Consider the following 17074-nt stretch of genomic DNA (forward strand, 5'->3'; position numbering starts at 1 on the left):
CTTCTATTATTAAACTATGATACCACAATTTTCATTTAGTTGTATAGCGTCCAACAGCACAAACTTTGGTCATGACCATTTCTTTATGCCATGTTACAATATGATGAATGACTAAAAATAAGGTGGCTGATAGTAATGGCATATGATGGTTTATTTACAAGAAAAATGGTGGAATCGTTACAATTTCTTGTAGACGGAAGAATCCATAAAATAAATCAACCAGAAAACGACACGCTTCTTGTCGTTATTCGACAAAACCGAAAAAATCATCAGCTTCTACTTTCTATTCATCCTAGCTTTGCTAGAATGCATTTAACAAATAAAAAATATGATAATCCATTTGATCCACCCATGTTTGCACGCGTTTTCCGTAAACATATAGAAGGTGGTATCGTTAAAGCAGTAAGACAAATTGGGAATGATAGACGTGTAGAAATTGATGTTCAAAGCAAAGATGAAATTGGAGATACAATATATAGAACTATAATTTTAGAAATTATGGGTAAACACAGTAACTTAATATTAGTTGATGATCAGCGTAAAATCATTGAAGGCTTTAAGCATTTAACACCGAATACCAATCAATATCGCACAGTAATGCCTGGCTTTCAATATGAAACACCACCAACTCAAAATAAAATTAATCCTTTTGAAATAACTGGTAATAAAGTCATACAATATATCGATTTCAATAAGGGCAAAATTGCACGTCAACTTCTTGATCATTTCGAAGGCTTTAGTCCATTAATTACAAATGAAATTGTGAATCGCAAACGATTTATGACAAATGATACGTTACCAGAAGCATTTGATGAAGTCATCAATGAAATTAACCATACACCTACACCCGTTTTTCATAAAAATCACGAGACGGGTAAAGAAGATTTTTACTTTATGAAATTAAATCAATTTTATGATGATGTAACAGAATATGACTCATTACATGATTTATTAGACCGTTATTATGATGCACGTGGAGAGCGAGAGCGTGTAAAACAACGTGCAAATGATTTAGTGAAATTTGTACAACAACAATTGCATAAATTTCAAAATAAATTAAATAAATTGATTGATGAACAAGAAGGTACAAAAGAAAAAGAATTACAACAATTGTATGGGGAACTTATCACTGCTAACATTTATCGTATTAAACAAGGTGACAAATCGGTCACAGCCTTAAATTATTACACTGGTGAAGAAGTCACTATACCGCTTAACCCTACAAAGGCACCAGCAGTGAATGCACAAAATTATTACAAACAGTATAATAAATTAAAGACAAGAGAACATGAATTGCACCATCAAATCGATTTAACCAAAGAAAACATTAATTATTTTGAAAGTATAGAACAACAACTTGCTCATATTTCAGTCAATGATATTGATGACATTCGCGATGAATTAGCCGAGCAAGGGTATATGAAACAACGTAAACAGAGTAAGAAGAAAAAGAAACAAACTATGCAGTTACAAGAATACGTATCTACAGATGGAGATACAATCATGGTTGGTAAAAACAATAAACAAAATGATTATTTAACGAATAAATTAGCTAAGAAACATCAACTTTGGTTCCATACGAAAGATATTCCCGGATCACATGTCGTCATATTAAGTGATGATCCGAGTGAAGAAACAATTAAAGAAGCGGCCATGTTATCTGGTTACTTCTCAAAAGCAGGTAGTTCAGCTCAAATTCCAGTTGATTTTACTGAAATTAAACACGTGCATAAGCCTTCAGGTGCAAAACCAGGTTTTGTAACTTATGATAACCAAAAAACACTTTATGCAACACCCGATTATGATCACATTCAAAAAATGAAAGTAAAGTAAATACGATATAATATTACGGTTGTATCCTATAACAAACAAAAGCGGGACGATGAAATCAATTTTAGAAATGTTGATTTCATCGTCCCGCTTCTATATTAGTATTTAATTTTTCTCAGGTAAGGCTAATTGGAAATTAACACCAAACTTATCTTGAATCCATGCAAATTCTCTAAAAGGTGGCATTTCTGTTTTTGGCATTAAAATGGCGCCACCACTTTTCAGTTTACTAAATAATCTCTCCATTTCAATTGCGCTATCAACTGTCACGTATAATGACATTGCAGGGTTCATCTCAATATCTACCCCATTCATATTATCAATTGCCATAAATACTTGATCTTTTAATCTAAAAATGGCATGTTGAACAGCGCCTGTTGGTTCTTCATCACTTTCGCTATATCTTACCAACGCTAATATTTCAGCGTCCTCAAATGTATTAACATATAAATTAATAGCTTCTTCTGCATTGCCGTTAAACATCAGAAAAGTTGTTATCTTAGGTATTGCCATTATTCTACCTCCTAAACCTTTATACACTTTAGAATAAAGGATATACTATCAAAAATCGAATTTATGCATTTTATGTTCGTAAATTTCTAAATTTAAGATAAGTTAATAAATCCATTACCAAGTACGTCACGTACGTCATGAATCACTAAAAATGCATTTTCGTCTTCTTCATTTACTAACTTTTTAACTCTTGTTACTTGTGATTGTGGCACAACAACGTATAACATGCTTGTCTTATGTTTACCATAACCACCTTTACCGTTTAGTATCGTAGAGCCTCTACCTGTGAAGCTGTTGATTTTATCACTAATCGTTTCGTTTTTACTAGAAATGACTGTAACTGCCTTTTTGGGATTAAAACCTTCAATTATAAATGAGGTCGCACGCTCAGTAATGAAAATCATTATTATTGTAAATAGCACGTTCGTGAGTGGCAATACAAATAAAAATGATAGTACGACTAAACCATCTAATACAAAAATACCCTGTGCTGTTTTAATATCAAAATACTTATTAAGCATTTTTGCAATAACTGATGTACCACCTATAACACCACCGGATGCAATAACTAACCCAATGCCCACACCGACTAGTACACCACCAAACGTTGCATTAATTACAAAATTATCTACCCCTGTCTTCCAATGTTCAGTTAAATCTAAAAATATAGAAATGGAAGTATTGGCGACCACAGTATAAATCGCTGTTCTTGTGCTTAAAAATTTCCAGCCAACAATAATGACGAGGGTATTAATAATTAAAGATGAAAGTGCTGGTGACCAACCGAAAGCGTATTTAAGCGCTAATGACATGCCGACGGTGCCACCATCACCTAAATTTGACCCTAGTATAAAGCAATTGACTGCAATAGCACTAATAAAAGAACCAATAAGACAAATGATCATATCTTTTGTATTGTTTTTAAGTAACTGTCGAATTTTTTGCATACAAGTCCCCCTTACCAAAATATCAAAGCTTTAATATCTTATTTTTACAATTTATTTTAAAATAAGTATATAGATCTTAAATACATAGTTTATAAATCATTTGATACTTTAATTATCTTTTTTAGTAAACTAAGCATATCATATGAATATACTTATTAACTGTTATACTTAAACTAATAGCTTTTTCTTTTACCATTTTAACTTCTATAGTTAAAATGAAACTAAATTACATTGGAGGTAATGTTCATGTCTTTTTATATTATTCCTTTACTTATTGCAGCCCTTGTATTACTTGTAGGCTATATCATCATTAAAATAATGATTCGCTAATACACTATTAAAAAATTTATAACGTACGGGGCACCTATAATTGAAATCAACAATTCATGATAATCAATATAAATGTTGTTCCCTTTCTTATTTCAAATAGGGGCTAATCAAACTTATTTAATAAAATAAATTTGATTAGCCCCTACTTATTTGCCATGTTATTAACTTAAATCGTCTATTCGTTAAGCTTATTATTTAATATGCCCTTTTTGCTTTATAGTTGATTTAGATTTTTTATATATATTTTCTTCTGATTTTTGCTTTAACATTTCGTAATCAATATCTGATATGTTTTGGTCTCTATAATCTTCATTTTTATTCAAAAATTTATTCAAATGTGCGAAATGATTATAAGCTTCTTTCGGGTCTTTTGTCATAACATCCCCTCCACTTAGTATATTATGACAAGTTGTCTCTCCAATCAACTAAAGACCTAATATCATTATCAGAAATTTCTCCATTTTCTTTTGCAACATCAATTAATTCATTGTAATTGCTTAATGTATATAATGGCATTTGCGCTTGTTTGAATTGTTCATCTGCTTTTTTTAAACCGTAAGTAAAGATAGCTACGACACCAATAACATCTGCCCCCGCTTCTCTTAAAGCTTCGACTGCAGTAATTGATGAACCACCCGTTGAAATTAAATCTTCAATAACAACTACTTTTTTTCCTTTACTTAAAGCACCTTCAATTTGATTTTGTTTGCCATGACTCTTACTTTTAGAACGAACATAATTCATCGGTAAAGCTAATTTTTCAGAAACATACGCAGCATGGGGTATACCAGCTGTGGCAGTACCTGAAACTATTTCCACGTCTCCAAAATATGTTTCGATTAAGTCACACAGTCCATCTCTAATATGTTGACGTACTTCTGGATATCCAAGTGTTACACGATTATCACAATAAATTGGTGATTTTATACCAGAACTCCAAGTAAATGGATCATTCGGGGATAGTGATACTGCTTCAATTTCTAATAATGCTTTTGCAATTGCTTTAGCCATATTAACCTAACCAACTTTCTTTGATTTTATGATAACTTGCTACTGGGTTTTCACTTTTGGTGATTGGTCTTCCAACAACAATATGTGTTGAACCTAATTCTTTAGCATCTTCTGGTGTTGTAATACGTTTTTGGTCGTCTGAACTAGCATCTTTTGGTCTGATACCAGGTGTTACCTTTAAAAAGTCATTACCTAATTCATTTTTCACTAATTTTGCTTCTAGTGGTGAACATACGATGCCATCCAAACCTGATGATTGTGCTAAAGTTGCATAGTTCAAAACAGCCTCCTCAATTGAAGTTTGAATGTTTTGTTCCTTGTGCAACATCGTTTCAGTTGTTGACGTCAATTGAGTAACTGCAATTAATTTAATATCGGGGTTGTGTTTTTGCAAACCGTTCAAGGCTTGTTTCATCATTTCTGTACCACCTGCCGCATGCACATTCACAAGATCGATATTTAATTTGCTTAAGCCTTCCATTGCTTTGCCAACCGTATTAGGAATATCATGCAATTTTAAATCAAGAAAAATGTCATGTCCTCTATCCTTTATTGAAGCAATCAGTTGAGGTCCAGTTTGATAAAAGAGTTCCATTCCAATTTTCACGAATAGTGGTTCATTAAATTGGTCTAAAAACTGATCTACAGCTTCTGTTGAATCAAAATCTAAAGCAATAATTGGCAAGTTTTTCATCTAGCTCTACATCCTAACCTTTTTTATTTCATCTTATCTAATCCATCACAAAGTCAATGATTGTTCATTGTTGTGACATTTCTCACTTATTCATTACTACATATTTTTCATTGTAAATGTCATGCTTTCAATTACACGTGTTAATGCAACAACCGTATCTAATGAGGTTAGACAAGGCACGCCATTTTCTACGGAGGCGCGTCTAATTTGGAAACCATCTCGTTCGAATTCTTTACCTTTGGTCATCGTATTCACAACGATTTGTACTTCTCCATTTTGTATACGCGTAAGTAAATCATCTTCGCCACCAATTTTTCCTACTACTTCTGAAGGTATATTATTCTCGGCTAATTTTCGTGCAGTACCTTGTGTTGCTAAGATTCTATATCCTACTTCATTTAATCGTTGTGCAATAGAGACAATTTCATCTTTATCTTTATCGCTGACTGTCATCAAGACCGTACCATGATCTTTAACTTCCATCCCACTAGCTGTTAAACCTTTAAACAGTGCTTTTTCCATAGTTGCATCTTTACCCATCACTTCACCTGTTGACTTCATTTCAGGTCCTAACGTGATGTCGACGTTTTTCAATTTGTTAAAGCTAAATACGGGTGCTTTCACAAAGACACCTTCTGTATAAGGTTGGATGCCTGGTTGATATCCTAAGTCCACTAGCTTGTCACCTATGATTGCACGCATAGCTAACTGTGCCATTTGAATATTCGTAATCTTGCTTAAAAATGGTACTGTACGACTCGAACGTGGATTCACTTCTAATACATATACACCATCATGCGCAATTACAAATTGAATGTTAATTAAACCAACAATGTTTAAGCCTTTTGCTAAACGAATCGTAAAGTCTTCTAATGTTGTCATTTCTTCTTGCTTTAACGTTTGTGGTGGATAAACAGCAATGGAATCACCTGAATGGACTCCCGCTCTTTCAATATGTTCCATAATACCTGGTATAATCACTGTTTCACCATCAGAAATCGCATCTACTTCAATCTCTTTACCTGTCAAATATCTATCGACTAATACCGGATGGTCTGGACTTGCTTTAACTGCTTGATTCATGTAGTCTTCTAATTCTGCATCACTATTAACGATTTCCATAGCGCGACCACCTAATACATAAGAAGGTCTGACGACGACTGGATAGCCAATACTGCGTGCATTTTCTAATGCTTCTTGTGGTGACGTTGCAGTTTTACCATTAGGTTGTGGTACATCAATCGTGTGTAATAACGCTTCAAACTCTTTACGGTCTTCTGCTCTATTTAAATCTTCTAATGATGTTCCTAAAATCTTCACGTCATGTTTCGCTAGTTTATCGGCTAAGTTAATGGCCGTTTGCCCACCAAACTGTACAACGACACCTTTAGGTTGCTCTAAATCTATAATGTTCATGACATCTTCTTCAGTTAACGGTTCAAAGTATAATTTATCCGAAATAGAAAAGTCGGTCGAAACAGTTTCTGGATTGTTATTAACTATAATCGCTTCGTAGCCCGCTTGTTGAATTGCCCATACAGCATGTACAGTGGCGTAATCAAATTCTACACCTTGTCCAATTCTAATAGGTCCTGAACCTAAGACAAGAATTTTTTCTTTCTCTGTGACTACAGATTCATTTTCATATTCATACGTGCCGTAATAATAAGGCGTAGCAGATTCAAATTCTGCAGCACATGTATCAACCATTTTATACACTGGTATAATGCCGTTTTGTTGTCTTAAATCGTACACCTCTTCTTCTGTCATATCGAATCGATGTGCGATTACTCTATCACTAAAACCGTAATTTTTTGCGAATTTTAAATAATCAATGTCACCTTTATTTGATTTCAAATCGTGTTCAATATCTATGATGTGTTGGAATTTATTTAAGAAGAAATAATCTATTTTTGTCATTTCATGTATTTCTTCTAATGTAGTACCTCTGCGAATTGCCTCACCTATAAAGAATAAACGTTCATCATCTTGGTCTTGAATACGTTCTTTAATATAACCTAAATCAAATGTTTCACCATTAGGTAATCCTAAGTGATGTACACCATATTCTAAGGAACGAATTGCTTTTAGTAGTGATTCTTCATATGTTCTACCAATTGCCATTACTTCACCAGTTGCTTTCATTTGAGTTCCTAAGACACGTTCTCCTTTTTCGAATTTATCAAATGGGAAACGAGGAATTTTAGAAATTACATAATCTAAAGTTGGCTCAAATGCTGCATAGGATGTTTCTGTTATCGGATTTAACATTTCATCTAGTGTTAAACCAATAGCGATTTTAGCTGCTAATTTAGCAATCGGATAGCCCGTTGCTTTTGAAGCTAATGCAGATGATCTTGAAACACGTGGATTCACTTCAATAATATAATAATCTAATGAGTGTGGGTCTAATGCTAATTGCACATTACATCCACCTTCTATACCGAGCGCTCGAATAACTTTCAATGATACATCACGTAACATTTGATACTCTACATCTGATAGTGTTTGGCTTGGTGCAACAACGATTGAATCACCTGTATGTATGCCGACAGGGTCAATATTTTCCATATTACAAACTACGATTGCGTTATCGTTTTTATCACGCATAACCTCATATTCTATTTCTTTAAATCCTGCAATTGATTTTTCAATTAGACATTGTGTTGCCGGACTATAATGTAGACCGTTTGTTACAATTTCTTTGAATTCTGCATCATTGTGACAAATACCGCCACCTGTGCCACCCATTGTGAATGCAGGTCTAACGATGAGTGGATAACCCACTTCTTCTTTAAAAGCAAAAGCTTGTTCAACTGTATTAACGATATCACTTTCAGGAACTGGTACGCCTAAATCGTTCATAAGTGTTCTAAATAACTCTCTATCTTCCGCCTGTTGAATGGATTCCAATTCAGTACCTAATAGTTTTACATTATTCGCTTCTAGTTCACCACTATCATGCAACTGAATCGCCATATTCAAACCAGTTTGGCCACCAAGTGTAGGTAATAATGCATCTGGTTGTTCTTTACGTATAATACGTGCGATGAAGTCATGTGTTAAAGGCTCAATATAAACTTTATCTGCAATTTCGTTATCCGTCATAATTGTTGCAGGATTGGAATTCACTAAAATGACGCGGTATCCTTCTTCTTTTAACGCAAGACAAGCTTGAGTTCCAGCATAATCAAACTCTGCAGCTTGACCGATAATAATTGGTCCTGATCCTATTACTAAAATGGTTTCTATATCTTGACGTTTAGGCATTATTTGTAAGCTCCTTTGTTTTATATTCATTTATCATGTCTATAAATTCATCGAATAAGTAGTTTGAATCTGATGGTCCTGGACATGCTTCTGGATGATATTGTACTGAAAAAGCTGGTAATGATTTATGTCTCAAGCCCTCAACCGTATCATCATTAATTGCAATATGTGTCACTTCTAGGTCAGTATTTTTTAGAGATGCTTTGTCAATGGCATAACCATGATTTTGACTTGTTAAAGCTATCTTTCCAGTTTTTAAATCTTTAACCGGATGGTTAGCCCCTCTATGACCAAATTTCATCTTAAATGACGTAGCACCTTGTGATAATGCAAATAATTGATGTCCTAAACAAATACCAAAAAATGGTATTTTCCCTAAAATGCCTTTAATCATTTCAACAGCTACATGGACTTCTTCAGGGTCACCTGGGCCATTTGACAGCATAACACCATCAGGTGACATGCGAATAATCGCTTCTGCTGAAGTGTCATAAGGCACTACAGTTACATTACAACCACGCGCGTTTAATTCTCTAACTATGTTTTGTTTTTTTCCAAAATCTACTAGTACGACGCTAAGTCCATAACCTGTAGAAACATATGGTGATTTAGTAGAAACAGTTGTGACTTCATTTCGCGGCAATTCAACGGATTGCAGCTTTGCAATCATTGAATCAATTTCACTTTTTTCATCTGTAAAACCTGCTTTTAATACACCATTGTTTCTTATTTTACGTGTAATGCTACGTGTATCTACACCTGAAATACCTGGTATATCATATTCTTGTAATACTTCATGGAATGTCTTTTGCTTTCTGAAATTACTTGGTTGGCGACTCGCTTCTTTCACTACAACACCATTTAACGTTGGAACAAGTGCTTCAAAATCATCTCTGTTAATACCATAATTACCAATTAATGGATAAGTAAATGTAATAATTTGACCAGTATATGATGGATCTGAAATTGTTTCTTGGTAACCAGTCATAGCTGTGTTAAATACAATTTCTCCTAATGTTAATTGATCTGAACCTATTGGATAACCTTCATAATATGAACCATCTTCTAATACGAGATAACGTTTTTTCAACATCATTCTTCCTCCTCAAATTTAACTTCGCCTTCAACCATTGTTAATACGGGTGTACCGTAAACTTTGTAACCGATAAATGGTGTATTGGTTCCTTTAGATGCAAAATCTTCTGCTTTAATTTCGCTTTCTTCTTCTAAGTTAATGACTGTTAAATCTGCTAAATAACCTTCTTCCAATCTTCCAAAAGGTAAATCAAATGTTTGTGCAGGTTTGATTGTTAAATAATCTACCAATTGTTGAAGTGTCCAATCTCCATTTTTAACGAAATGAGTGTATAGTAATGGGAACGCTGTTTCACTTCCAACTATACCAAATGGTGCTTTCGTCATTGGCTGATTCTTTTCTTCTGCTGCATGTGGTGCATGATCCGTAGCTATACAATCAATCGTGCCATCTAATAAACCTTCTAATAATGCCTCTCTATCCTCTTTACTTCTTAAAGGCGGGTTCATTTTATAAATAGCATCATCACCTGGTACATCATCTTCTGTTAATAATAAATGGTGTGGTGTGACTTCAGCAGTTACATGAATGCCTGCCTTTTTAGCATCTCTAATTGTTCTGACACTTTCCTTTGTAGATACGTGACATACATGATAATGTGCGCCTGCTGCTTCTGCCAGTAAAACATCTCTCGCGATTTGTACAGCTTCACATATATTTGGAATACCTGGTATACCTAACGCTTCACTACGCTGACCTTCGTGCATTGCTCCGCCGTATATTAAACTGTTATCTTCACAATGTGCAACAACTGCTTTATTTACTTTTGCAGCCGCTTGCATAGCTTCGTACATCATGCTAGCTTGTTGTACACCAACACCATCATCTGTAAATGCGAATGCACCGTTGTTAGCAAGTGTTTCAAAGTCCACGTGTTCTTTCCCAGCCTGTCTAACTGTGATTGCTGCATATGGCAATACTCTTACTTGTGCATTTTCTTCAATTAATTGGTTTAAGCGATTCAGATTTTCTTCTGAATCAGGCACAGGTTTCGTATTCGGCATTGGACATACTGTAGTAAATCCACCTCTCGCCGCTGCTTTCGTACCCGTTTCTATTGTTTCTTTGTGTTCACCGCCTGGTTCACGTAAATGGACATGGACATCAACTAATCCTGGCGAAACGAATTGTCCTTTAACGTCTATGACTTCAGTCTCTAATGTAACATCAATGTGTGGTGCGATTTTTTTAATATGTTGTCCCTCAATTAAAATCGATACCGTCGTTAATTCACCATTTTTTAAGATTTTTGCATTTGTTAATAATTTCATTTTGCTGTTGCCCCTTCCGTTTGTAAGATATGATCTATAACTGCCATACGTATATACATACCATTTTCCATTTGTTTAAAAATACGTGATTTCGGTGCTTCTACTAATGTATCTTCAATTTCTACACCGCGATTTACTGGTGCAGGATGCATGATAATTGCTCGATCTTTCAATAAATCATAACGTGATTGCGTTAAACCAAAATTTTCATGATATTGACTCACTTCAAAGCTAGTAACTTCACTATCCTCATGTCTCTCGTGTTGGACTCTTAACAACATGACAATATCGATTCGATCAATCACTTCATCAATATCAACATAAGGTGCTTCTAATGTTTCATCTTTCCATTCATCTGGACTAGAGAACATGACATGCGCACCTAATGCTGTTAGACTTTGGTAATTACTTTTCGCTACACGTGAGTTCTTGACATCACCACAGATAAGTACATTCAAACCTTCAAAAGTCTTGTATTCTTCGTAAATTGTCATGAGGTCTAGTAAACTTTGTGTCGGATGTTGTCCGCTACCATCTCCAGCATTGATGATAGGTATATTTAAATGCTTTAATTCATCATAATAAGTTGTTTGTGAATGTCGAATAACTAACACATTGGCACCAATTTGTTCCAGCGTTTTACAAGTATCATACAATGATTCACCTTTTTGAACGGATGATGTACTTGTCTCAAAATCTATTAACTTTAGTCCTAATTTTTGTTCCGCTACTAAAAAACTACTTTTTGTACGTGTGGAATTTTCAAAGAATAGATTAGCAACAAATTTATCTTCAAAACATCCTGGCTGCGCGTTACCATTTTTAAAAGCGCTCGCACGTTGTATTAGATCGTAAATTTCAGTCGTATTTAAGTATTCCGTTGAAAGTAAATTATCCATTTTTATTCAGCTCCCTCATCATCAGAATTTCTTTTAATTATTGGTTGGTGCTGTTTTAGGTAAAATCAAGTTAAGTATAATACCTGCTAACGCTGCTAATGCCATACCTTCTATTTCTAAGTTAATCCCTAATCCATTTAAATTGAATACTAGATTGCCAATACCAATAACAAGTATGACCGATGCAATGACTAGGTTTCTATTGCTCGCAAAATCTACTTCACTTTCCACTAACATCCTCAAGCCACTTGCTGCGATAATGCCAAATAACAGGATGGATACCCCACCCATGACTGGGGTTGGTATAGATGAAACCAGTGCTGTAAATTTCCCGACAAATCCTAAAATGATTGCAATGACTGCTGCGCCACCAATCACATAAACACTATAAATTTTTGTGATTGCTAAAACGCCGATATTTTCACCATATGTTGTACTTGGAGGACCTCCGATAATACTTGCAAACATGGTTGAAACACCATCACCAATGATTGATTTGTCTAAGCCTGGATCCTTGAAAAAATTACGTCCTACAATCTTATTGATAACCATTTGGTGCCCGATATGTTCACTTACCGTCACAAATACAATAGGTATCAAGACGAGTATGAGTCCTAGATGAAACGAAGGTGTATAATCTTTAAATGGTATGTAGACTTCTGGAAACTGTAGCCATTTTGCTTTAGCAATCGGTGCAAAGTTGACTAATCCCATACAAGCCGAAACGATGTAACCTGTTATGATTCCTATTAGAACAGGAATGAGTGATAAGAATCCTTTAAAATAACCTTGAACAATAATTGTTACTAATAACGTAATCATAGCTACAATCAAGTAACTTAAGTTGTAACCTTTCATGTCCCCTGAGTTCTCAAACATGGCCATATTAACTGCTGTTGGTGCTAAACTCAATCCTATGACCATAATCACTGGTCCTACAACAACAGGTGGCAAAAGATGCATAAGCCAGCCCGTACCACTCAATCTAATTGCTAAGCCTATTAATACGTACATCACGCCGCTCATAAAGAGTGCCATCAGCATATCACCAAGGCTATGAGAATTTAACCCCGTTATAATCGGTGTGATAAATGCAAAGCTCGATCCTAAATATGCTGGTATCTTAGCTTTTGTTATTAGGATATAAAGCAATGTTCCTATACCTGATGCTAAAAGCGCTGATGATATGGGTAATCCAGTTAAAAATGGTACAAGTACGGTCGAACCAAACATTGCGAATAAATGCTGTGTACTTAAAAATGCCCACTGTCCAATTTTTGGTTTATCTTGTACATCTAATACTGGCTTGACTGTCCGTTCAAACATTGTTTCATTTTCCATGGTTATGCTTCCTCTCATAAAAAAATCTCTTTACATTAAATTCATGTAAAGAGACTAAAAAGTATATTATCTAATTTACTCATGCACATATAAAAAGTTATGTAACTTCTATAATATTAATGTGCTTTAAAAATAAAATTAGATAATTGAAGAGGTTGTTTCATTAATTGTTTAATTTATAAACGGATGTATTACAATAAAACATTTATCGATATTATTGCATCCGTTTAACCCTCTCCCCTTTTTCAGTCTCTCGTACCGAATTAAAAGGTGTTATTCAATTACAACTGCATTTCTTTCATCTATTTCTTCTAAATATACTGAAACATCTTCTTCCTTGGCTGTCGGGATATTTTTACCTACAAAGTCAGCTCTTATTGGTAACTCTCTATGCCCTCTATCTACTAGTGTCGCTAGCCCAATCTTCTTCGGCCTAGCATACTGTAACACTGCATCTAGTGACGCTCTTACAGTTCTACCAGTATATAAGACATCATCGATAATAATGACTACTTGATTAGTAATATTTACATCAATTTCATATGATCTTTCATCTACTTGATTTATCGTTTGTTCCAAATCATCTCTAAATTGTGTTATATCGATTGTACCTGTAGGCACAGCAATTTCATCAATTTGCTCAATTTTTTGTTGAATTCTTCTTGCTAAAAATGCGCCACGTGTCTTAATACCTAATAAGATTAAATTATCAGTACCTTTATTATATTCTAAAATTTCGTGTGCAATACGTGTCACAGTACGTTGAATTGCCGCTTCATCCATAATAATGCGTTCTGACATCTTAGGCACCTACCTTTTAAAATGATGATGATATAAAGAAAACCTCATGTCTTTATTAAGACATGAGGTTTGTTAAAGTGTATGACAAACGTATAAGAGACATATGCTTTCTTATCCAAGCTGATTTCTCTTTACAGTGTTTTTACTAACGACTGTATCTTCCGTTGCGTTATATGATACTAACTACAACAGGTATTTTTCTCAAATGAGAAAAATATTGTTTGTCTACCTTTAATAAATACATGTCTTCGAAGCCTCTCTGGACTTACAATTAAAGACGTACGCTCTTTATTAAACTGTCACCATACTACCATGAAACGCATTCACTTGCAAGCCACTTAAGAAATAAACACAGTAGTGAGACAGAAAACGGTATGCTTGTTTCAATTTAAAATGTGTATCTTTAGTGGAAATGACAGTTTGATTAATTAAAAATTAGGCACTATGAATGTTTAATAATCCATTTTATAAAATTTTATCATTTTTATTTATCACTTCTACGTAATTCTGACAATAACTGTTCAAAATCTTCAGGTAATGCAGTTGATTTTTCAATATACTCATGTGTAACTGGATGTTCAAAGCCAATAATTCCAGCGTGTAACGCTTGGCCACCTATATCTAATGTTTTTTTAGGGCCATATTTGGGGTCACCAACTAATGGATAACCAATATATTTCATATGCACACGGATTTGGTGGGTACGTCCGGTTTCTAATTGACACTCTATTAATGTGTATTTATTAAAATGTTCTAAAACATTAAAATGTGTAACCGCCTCTTTACCATCATCTACAACATCCATAGATTGACGATCGTTTTTATTTCTACCAATCGGCGCATCAACAGTACCATAATCATGAGGAATTTTACCATGTACCAAAGCGACATATTTACGTGTCACGGTTTTATTAACGAGTTGATCAACTAAACTACGATGTGCCACATCATTTTTAGCAACCATGAGTAAACCTGAGGTATCTTTATCAATACGATGTACAATACCTGGACGTATTTCACCGTTAATACCTGATAAATTTTTCATTTGATACATTAGACCATTCACTAATGTACCGGTATAATGACCTGCAGATGGATGCACAACCATACCTTTAGGTTTATATACAATCGCTACATCATCATCTTCATAATAAATATCTAAATTTAAATTTTCTGGTTGAATATCCGCTTCAACGGTTTCTTTTTCGGTTACAACAATGTGATCATTCATTTTTGTCTTATAATTAGATTTAATGACCTGGTCGTTTACTTTTACTAGAGAAGCTTTAATCCAGTCTTGAATTTGTGTACGTGACCACTCTGAATGATATTCAGGTAGTAATTTATCGATACGTTGGCCTGTATCTTCTGGATTTTCAATCTTAAACTGATGTATATCCATACAATATCTCTCCTATTCTTCTTTCTTCATATCTGTTAGCAAAGCGATAATAATTAATAAAACGCCTATCGTTAAACTTGAGTCAGCTACATTAAATATTGGAAAATTATATCCAAAGATATATGTATCTACAAAGTCTACAACTTCTCCATGTAACACACGATCGATGAAGTTCCCTAATGCACCAGCAAACAATAAACTAATTGCGATTTGCATCAATAAATTGTTTTTCGCTTCTTTAATATAAAATACGATGAGTACAACCAGTATAATGATTGTGATAATAAAGAAAAAACTCATCTTTCCACTTAAAATTCCCCAAGCTGCACCATCATTACGATGCGAAGTTATATTTAAAAAGTTGGGAATAACTTCAAATGAATCTCCCACTTTCATTGAACTAGCAATAATAAATTTTGTGATTTGATCTAATACTAATATAATGATTGTTATGAATAAAGAAATACCAATATAGTACTGACGTTTCATGTCCGTACCTCCTATTCTAGGTTCAGTCGCTTTTACAACAACTCTCATTATATCCTACTCAAACTTATAAAAAAAGTTACAGTTTCATTATCTGTAAAAAAACTACATTTCCTATACGAAATTTTGACGTTTAAAATTATACCGATGCAATCAGGAAATTTCTAACTATGCTTTTCATTTTTTATTTCGCTTCTTTATATCACTTTGTAGAAATTGAATCTAAATTGAATCCCATCGGGTCCAGTTAAGCGTTTATGAGTCGATTCAGGATAATGGTAATCTACACAAACCAAACCATAGGTACGTTCATTTTCAATACGTTTGATACTAGAGTACCAATTATTCACAACGATATGCTGATGATAACCATTTGATGATAAATATACTGAATGATTGGTTTCTAAAGCGGATGGTTCTAAACCAAAAAATCGCTTGTAATATAATTTAATACGTTTTAACTCTATTGTCTTTAGATTAATATAACCAATAATACTTTCATCTGGAATGCCTTGCCACTTTTCATTTGATACATAAGTCAATAGATGTGGCACATTAATCGGTTGGGTCTCTAATACAACTTGTCCATTTTCAAAAGACCAATCTTCCATTGGATTATCGACATAGAATTCAAGTCCATTGCCTTCAGGATCCTCTAGAAAAATTGAGGTAGCCGTTTCGTGTTCACCGCCGTTAACTGGAATTGTATATTCACTTAACTGTACAAGTAAATCTGCTAAGTCTGTCTTTGAAGGTAACTTTATAGCTAAATGAAATAAGCCAGCTTCCGATGTTAATGGCTCTCTCCCCATATTTATTTGATTTAATGTTAAAAAATGATTCATATTTCCTATTTCATAATGAACAATAGATAGTGATTCATTCACTACATTCAATCCTAATATGTCTTGATAAAAATGCTTCATTGCTTCTTTATCTCTTACATTTAATGTGATGCCATTTACAAAATGAGCACTTTGATTATGAAACATGACAAACACCTTTCCAAATGTCAATTTCTTATTCATTAAAATGACACTTTACGTTTAATTTTTATCTATCTACCTATGCTAATTCATACGTCCTTCATTATTGATATTACTGTACATCCGCGCCATTAGCATTTTATTTTCACTAAATTATAACAACAATTATTGCCATAAGAAAAGGTTACTTAATTTGC

15 protein-coding genes are annotated in these 17074 nt (G+C 34.0%); 1 reads left to right on the top strand and 14 read right to left on the bottom strand.

Annotated features, from left to right (window positions below; genetic code table 11):
• Positions 1-135: 135 nt before the first annotated feature.
• The gene (locus tag SSP_RS07915) at positions 136-1833 is read left to right on the top strand and encodes an Rqc2 family fibronectin-binding protein (protein WP_011303305.1); all 1698 of its coding nucleotides are present in this window, start codon (positions 136-138) and stop codon (positions 1831-1833) included.
• A gap of 102 nt (positions 1834-1935) precedes the next feature.
• Here the strand turns inward: SSP_RS07915 and SSP_RS07920 are convergent, their stop codons facing one another.
• From SSP_RS07920 to SSP_RS07985, 14 genes are all read right to left on the bottom strand, one after another.
• On the bottom strand, positions 1936-2343 hold the full coding sequence (locus SSP_RS07920; protein ID WP_011303306.1) for a VOC family protein: 408 nt from the start codon (positions 2341-2343) through the stop codon (positions 1936-1938).
• A 92-nt stretch (positions 2344-2435) separates the two neighbouring features.
• Positions 2436-3290 (bottom strand): YitT family protein, encoded by an 855-nt coding sequence (locus SSP_RS07925; RefSeq protein WP_011303307.1) that lies wholly within the window; start codon positions 3288-3290, stop codon positions 2436-2438.
• A gap of 521 nt (positions 3291-3811) precedes the next feature.
• Positions 3812-3997, bottom strand: coding sequence for a hypothetical protein (locus tag SSP_RS07930; RefSeq protein ID WP_011303308.1), 186 nt, complete (start codon positions 3995-3997; stop codon positions 3812-3814).
• A gap of 22 nt (positions 3998-4019) precedes the next feature.
• Positions 4020-4631: an orotate phosphoribosyltransferase gene (pyrE, locus tag SSP_RS07935; RefSeq protein ID WP_011303309.1), complete on the bottom strand. Its 612-nt coding sequence runs from the start codon at positions 4629-4631 to the stop codon at positions 4020-4022.
• Between the two features lies 1 nt (position 4632).
• Complete coding sequence (gene pyrF / locus SSP_RS07940) at positions 4633-5325, bottom strand: orotidine-5'-phosphate decarboxylase (RefSeq protein WP_011303310.1); 693 nt, start codon at positions 5323-5325, stop codon at positions 4633-4635.
• Between the two features lie 96 nt (positions 5326-5421).
• Positions 5422-8595 (bottom strand): carbamoyl-phosphate synthase large subunit, encoded by a 3174-nt coding sequence (gene carB, locus SSP_RS07945; protein ID WP_011303311.1) that lies wholly within the window; start codon positions 8593-8595, stop codon positions 5422-5424.
• A complete protein-coding gene (locus SSP_RS07950) occupies positions 8588-9688 on the bottom strand; it encodes a carbamoyl phosphate synthase small subunit (RefSeq protein ID WP_011303312.1) in 1101 nt (366 codons plus the stop codon). The genes carB and SSP_RS07950 overlap by 8 nt, the downstream gene beginning before the upstream one ends.
• Positions 9688-10962: a dihydroorotase gene (locus SSP_RS07955; RefSeq protein ID WP_011303313.1), complete on the bottom strand. Its 1275-nt coding sequence runs from the start codon at positions 10960-10962 to the stop codon at positions 9688-9690. Before SSP_RS07955 ends, SSP_RS07950 begins: the two co-directional genes overlap by 1 nt.
• Entirely contained in the window at positions 10959-11861 is a 903-nt protein-coding gene (locus SSP_RS07960; RefSeq protein WP_011303314.1) for an aspartate carbamoyltransferase catalytic subunit, read from the bottom strand. Before SSP_RS07960 ends, SSP_RS07955 begins: the two co-directional genes overlap by 4 nt.
• Before the next feature lie 33 nt (positions 11862-11894).
• Entirely contained in the window at positions 11895-13202 is a 1308-nt protein-coding gene (locus SSP_RS07965; RefSeq protein ID WP_002483529.1) for a uracil-xanthine permease family protein, read from the bottom strand.
• Between the two features lie 273 nt (positions 13203-13475).
• A complete protein-coding gene (pyrR, locus tag SSP_RS07970) occupies positions 13476-14003 on the bottom strand; it encodes a bifunctional pyr operon transcriptional regulator/uracil phosphoribosyltransferase PyrR (protein ID WP_011303315.1) in 528 nt (175 codons plus the stop codon).
• A gap of 484 nt (positions 14004-14487) precedes the next feature.
• The gene (locus SSP_RS07975) at positions 14488-15405 is read right to left on the bottom strand and encodes an RluA family pseudouridine synthase (RefSeq protein WP_011303316.1); all 918 of its coding nucleotides are present in this window, start codon (positions 15403-15405) and stop codon (positions 14488-14490) included.
• Positions 15406-15417: 12 nt separating this feature from the next.
• Positions 15418-15894 carry a signal peptidase II gene (lspA, locus tag SSP_RS07980; RefSeq protein ID WP_011303317.1) on the bottom strand — a complete coding sequence of 159 codons (477 nt, stop codon included), beginning with the start codon at positions 15892-15894 and terminating at the stop codon, positions 15418-15420.
• A gap of 194 nt (positions 15895-16088) precedes the next feature.
• Positions 16089-16883, bottom strand: coding sequence for a VOC family protein (locus SSP_RS07985; protein WP_011303318.1), 795 nt, complete (start codon positions 16881-16883; stop codon positions 16089-16091).
• Positions 16884-17074: the final 191 nt, after the last annotated feature.

It is taken from the genome of Staphylococcus saprophyticus subsp. saprophyticus ATCC 15305 = NCTC 7292, assembly GCF_000010125.1.
GTDB lineage: Bacteria > Bacillota > Bacilli > Staphylococcales > Staphylococcaceae > Staphylococcus > Staphylococcus saprophyticus.

Coding starts and splice junctions, on each gene's coding strand:
- SSP_RS07985 (WP_011303318.1), bottom strand. CDS start 16,883: ATGTTTCATAATCAAAGTGCTCATTTTGTAAATGGCATCACATTAAAT.
- pyrE (WP_011303309.1), bottom strand. CDS start 4,631: ATGGCTAAAGCAATTGCAAAAGCATTATTAGAAATTGAAGCAGTATCA.
- SSP_RS07930 (WP_011303308.1), bottom strand. CDS start 3,997: ATGACAAAAGACCCGAAAGAAGCTTATAATCATTTCGCACATTTGAAT.
- pyrR (WP_011303315.1), bottom strand. CDS start 14,003: ATGTCAGAACGCATTATTATGGATGAAGCGGCAATTCAACGTACTGTG.
- SSP_RS07975 (WP_011303316.1), bottom strand. CDS start 15,405: ATGGATATACATCAGTTTAAGATTGAAAATCCAGAAGATACAGGCCAA.
- carB (WP_011303311.1), bottom strand. CDS start 8,595: ATGCCTAAACGTCAAGATATAGAAACCATTTTAGTAATAGGATCAGGA.
- lspA (WP_011303317.1), bottom strand. CDS start 15,894: ATGAAACGTCAGTACTATATTGGTATTTCTTTATTCATAACAATCATT.
- SSP_RS07950 (WP_011303312.1), bottom strand. CDS start 9,688: ATGTTGAAAAAACGTTATCTCGTATTAGAAGATGGTTCATATTATGAA.
- SSP_RS07920 (WP_011303306.1), bottom strand. CDS start 2,343: ATGGCAATACCTAAGATAACAACTTTTCTGATGTTTAACGGCAATGCA.
- pyrF (WP_011303310.1), bottom strand. CDS start 5,325: ATGAAAAACTTGCCAATTATTGCTTTAGATTTTGATTCAACAGAAGCT.
- SSP_RS07965 (WP_002483529.1), bottom strand. CDS start 13,202: ATGGAAAATGAAACAATGTTTGAACGGACAGTCAAGCCAGTATTAGAT.
- SSP_RS07955 (WP_011303313.1), bottom strand. CDS start 10,962: ATGAAATTATTAACAAATGCAAAAATCTTAAAAAATGGTGAATTAACG.
- SSP_RS07960 (WP_011303314.1), bottom strand. CDS start 11,861: ATGGATAATTTACTTTCAACGGAATACTTAAATACGACTGAAATTTAC.
- SSP_RS07925 (WP_011303307.1), bottom strand. CDS start 3,290: ATGCAAAAAATTCGACAGTTACTTAAAAACAATACAAAAGATATGATC.
- SSP_RS07915 (WP_011303305.1), top strand. CDS start 136: ATGGCATATGATGGTTTATTTACAAGAAAAATGGTGGAATCGTTACAA.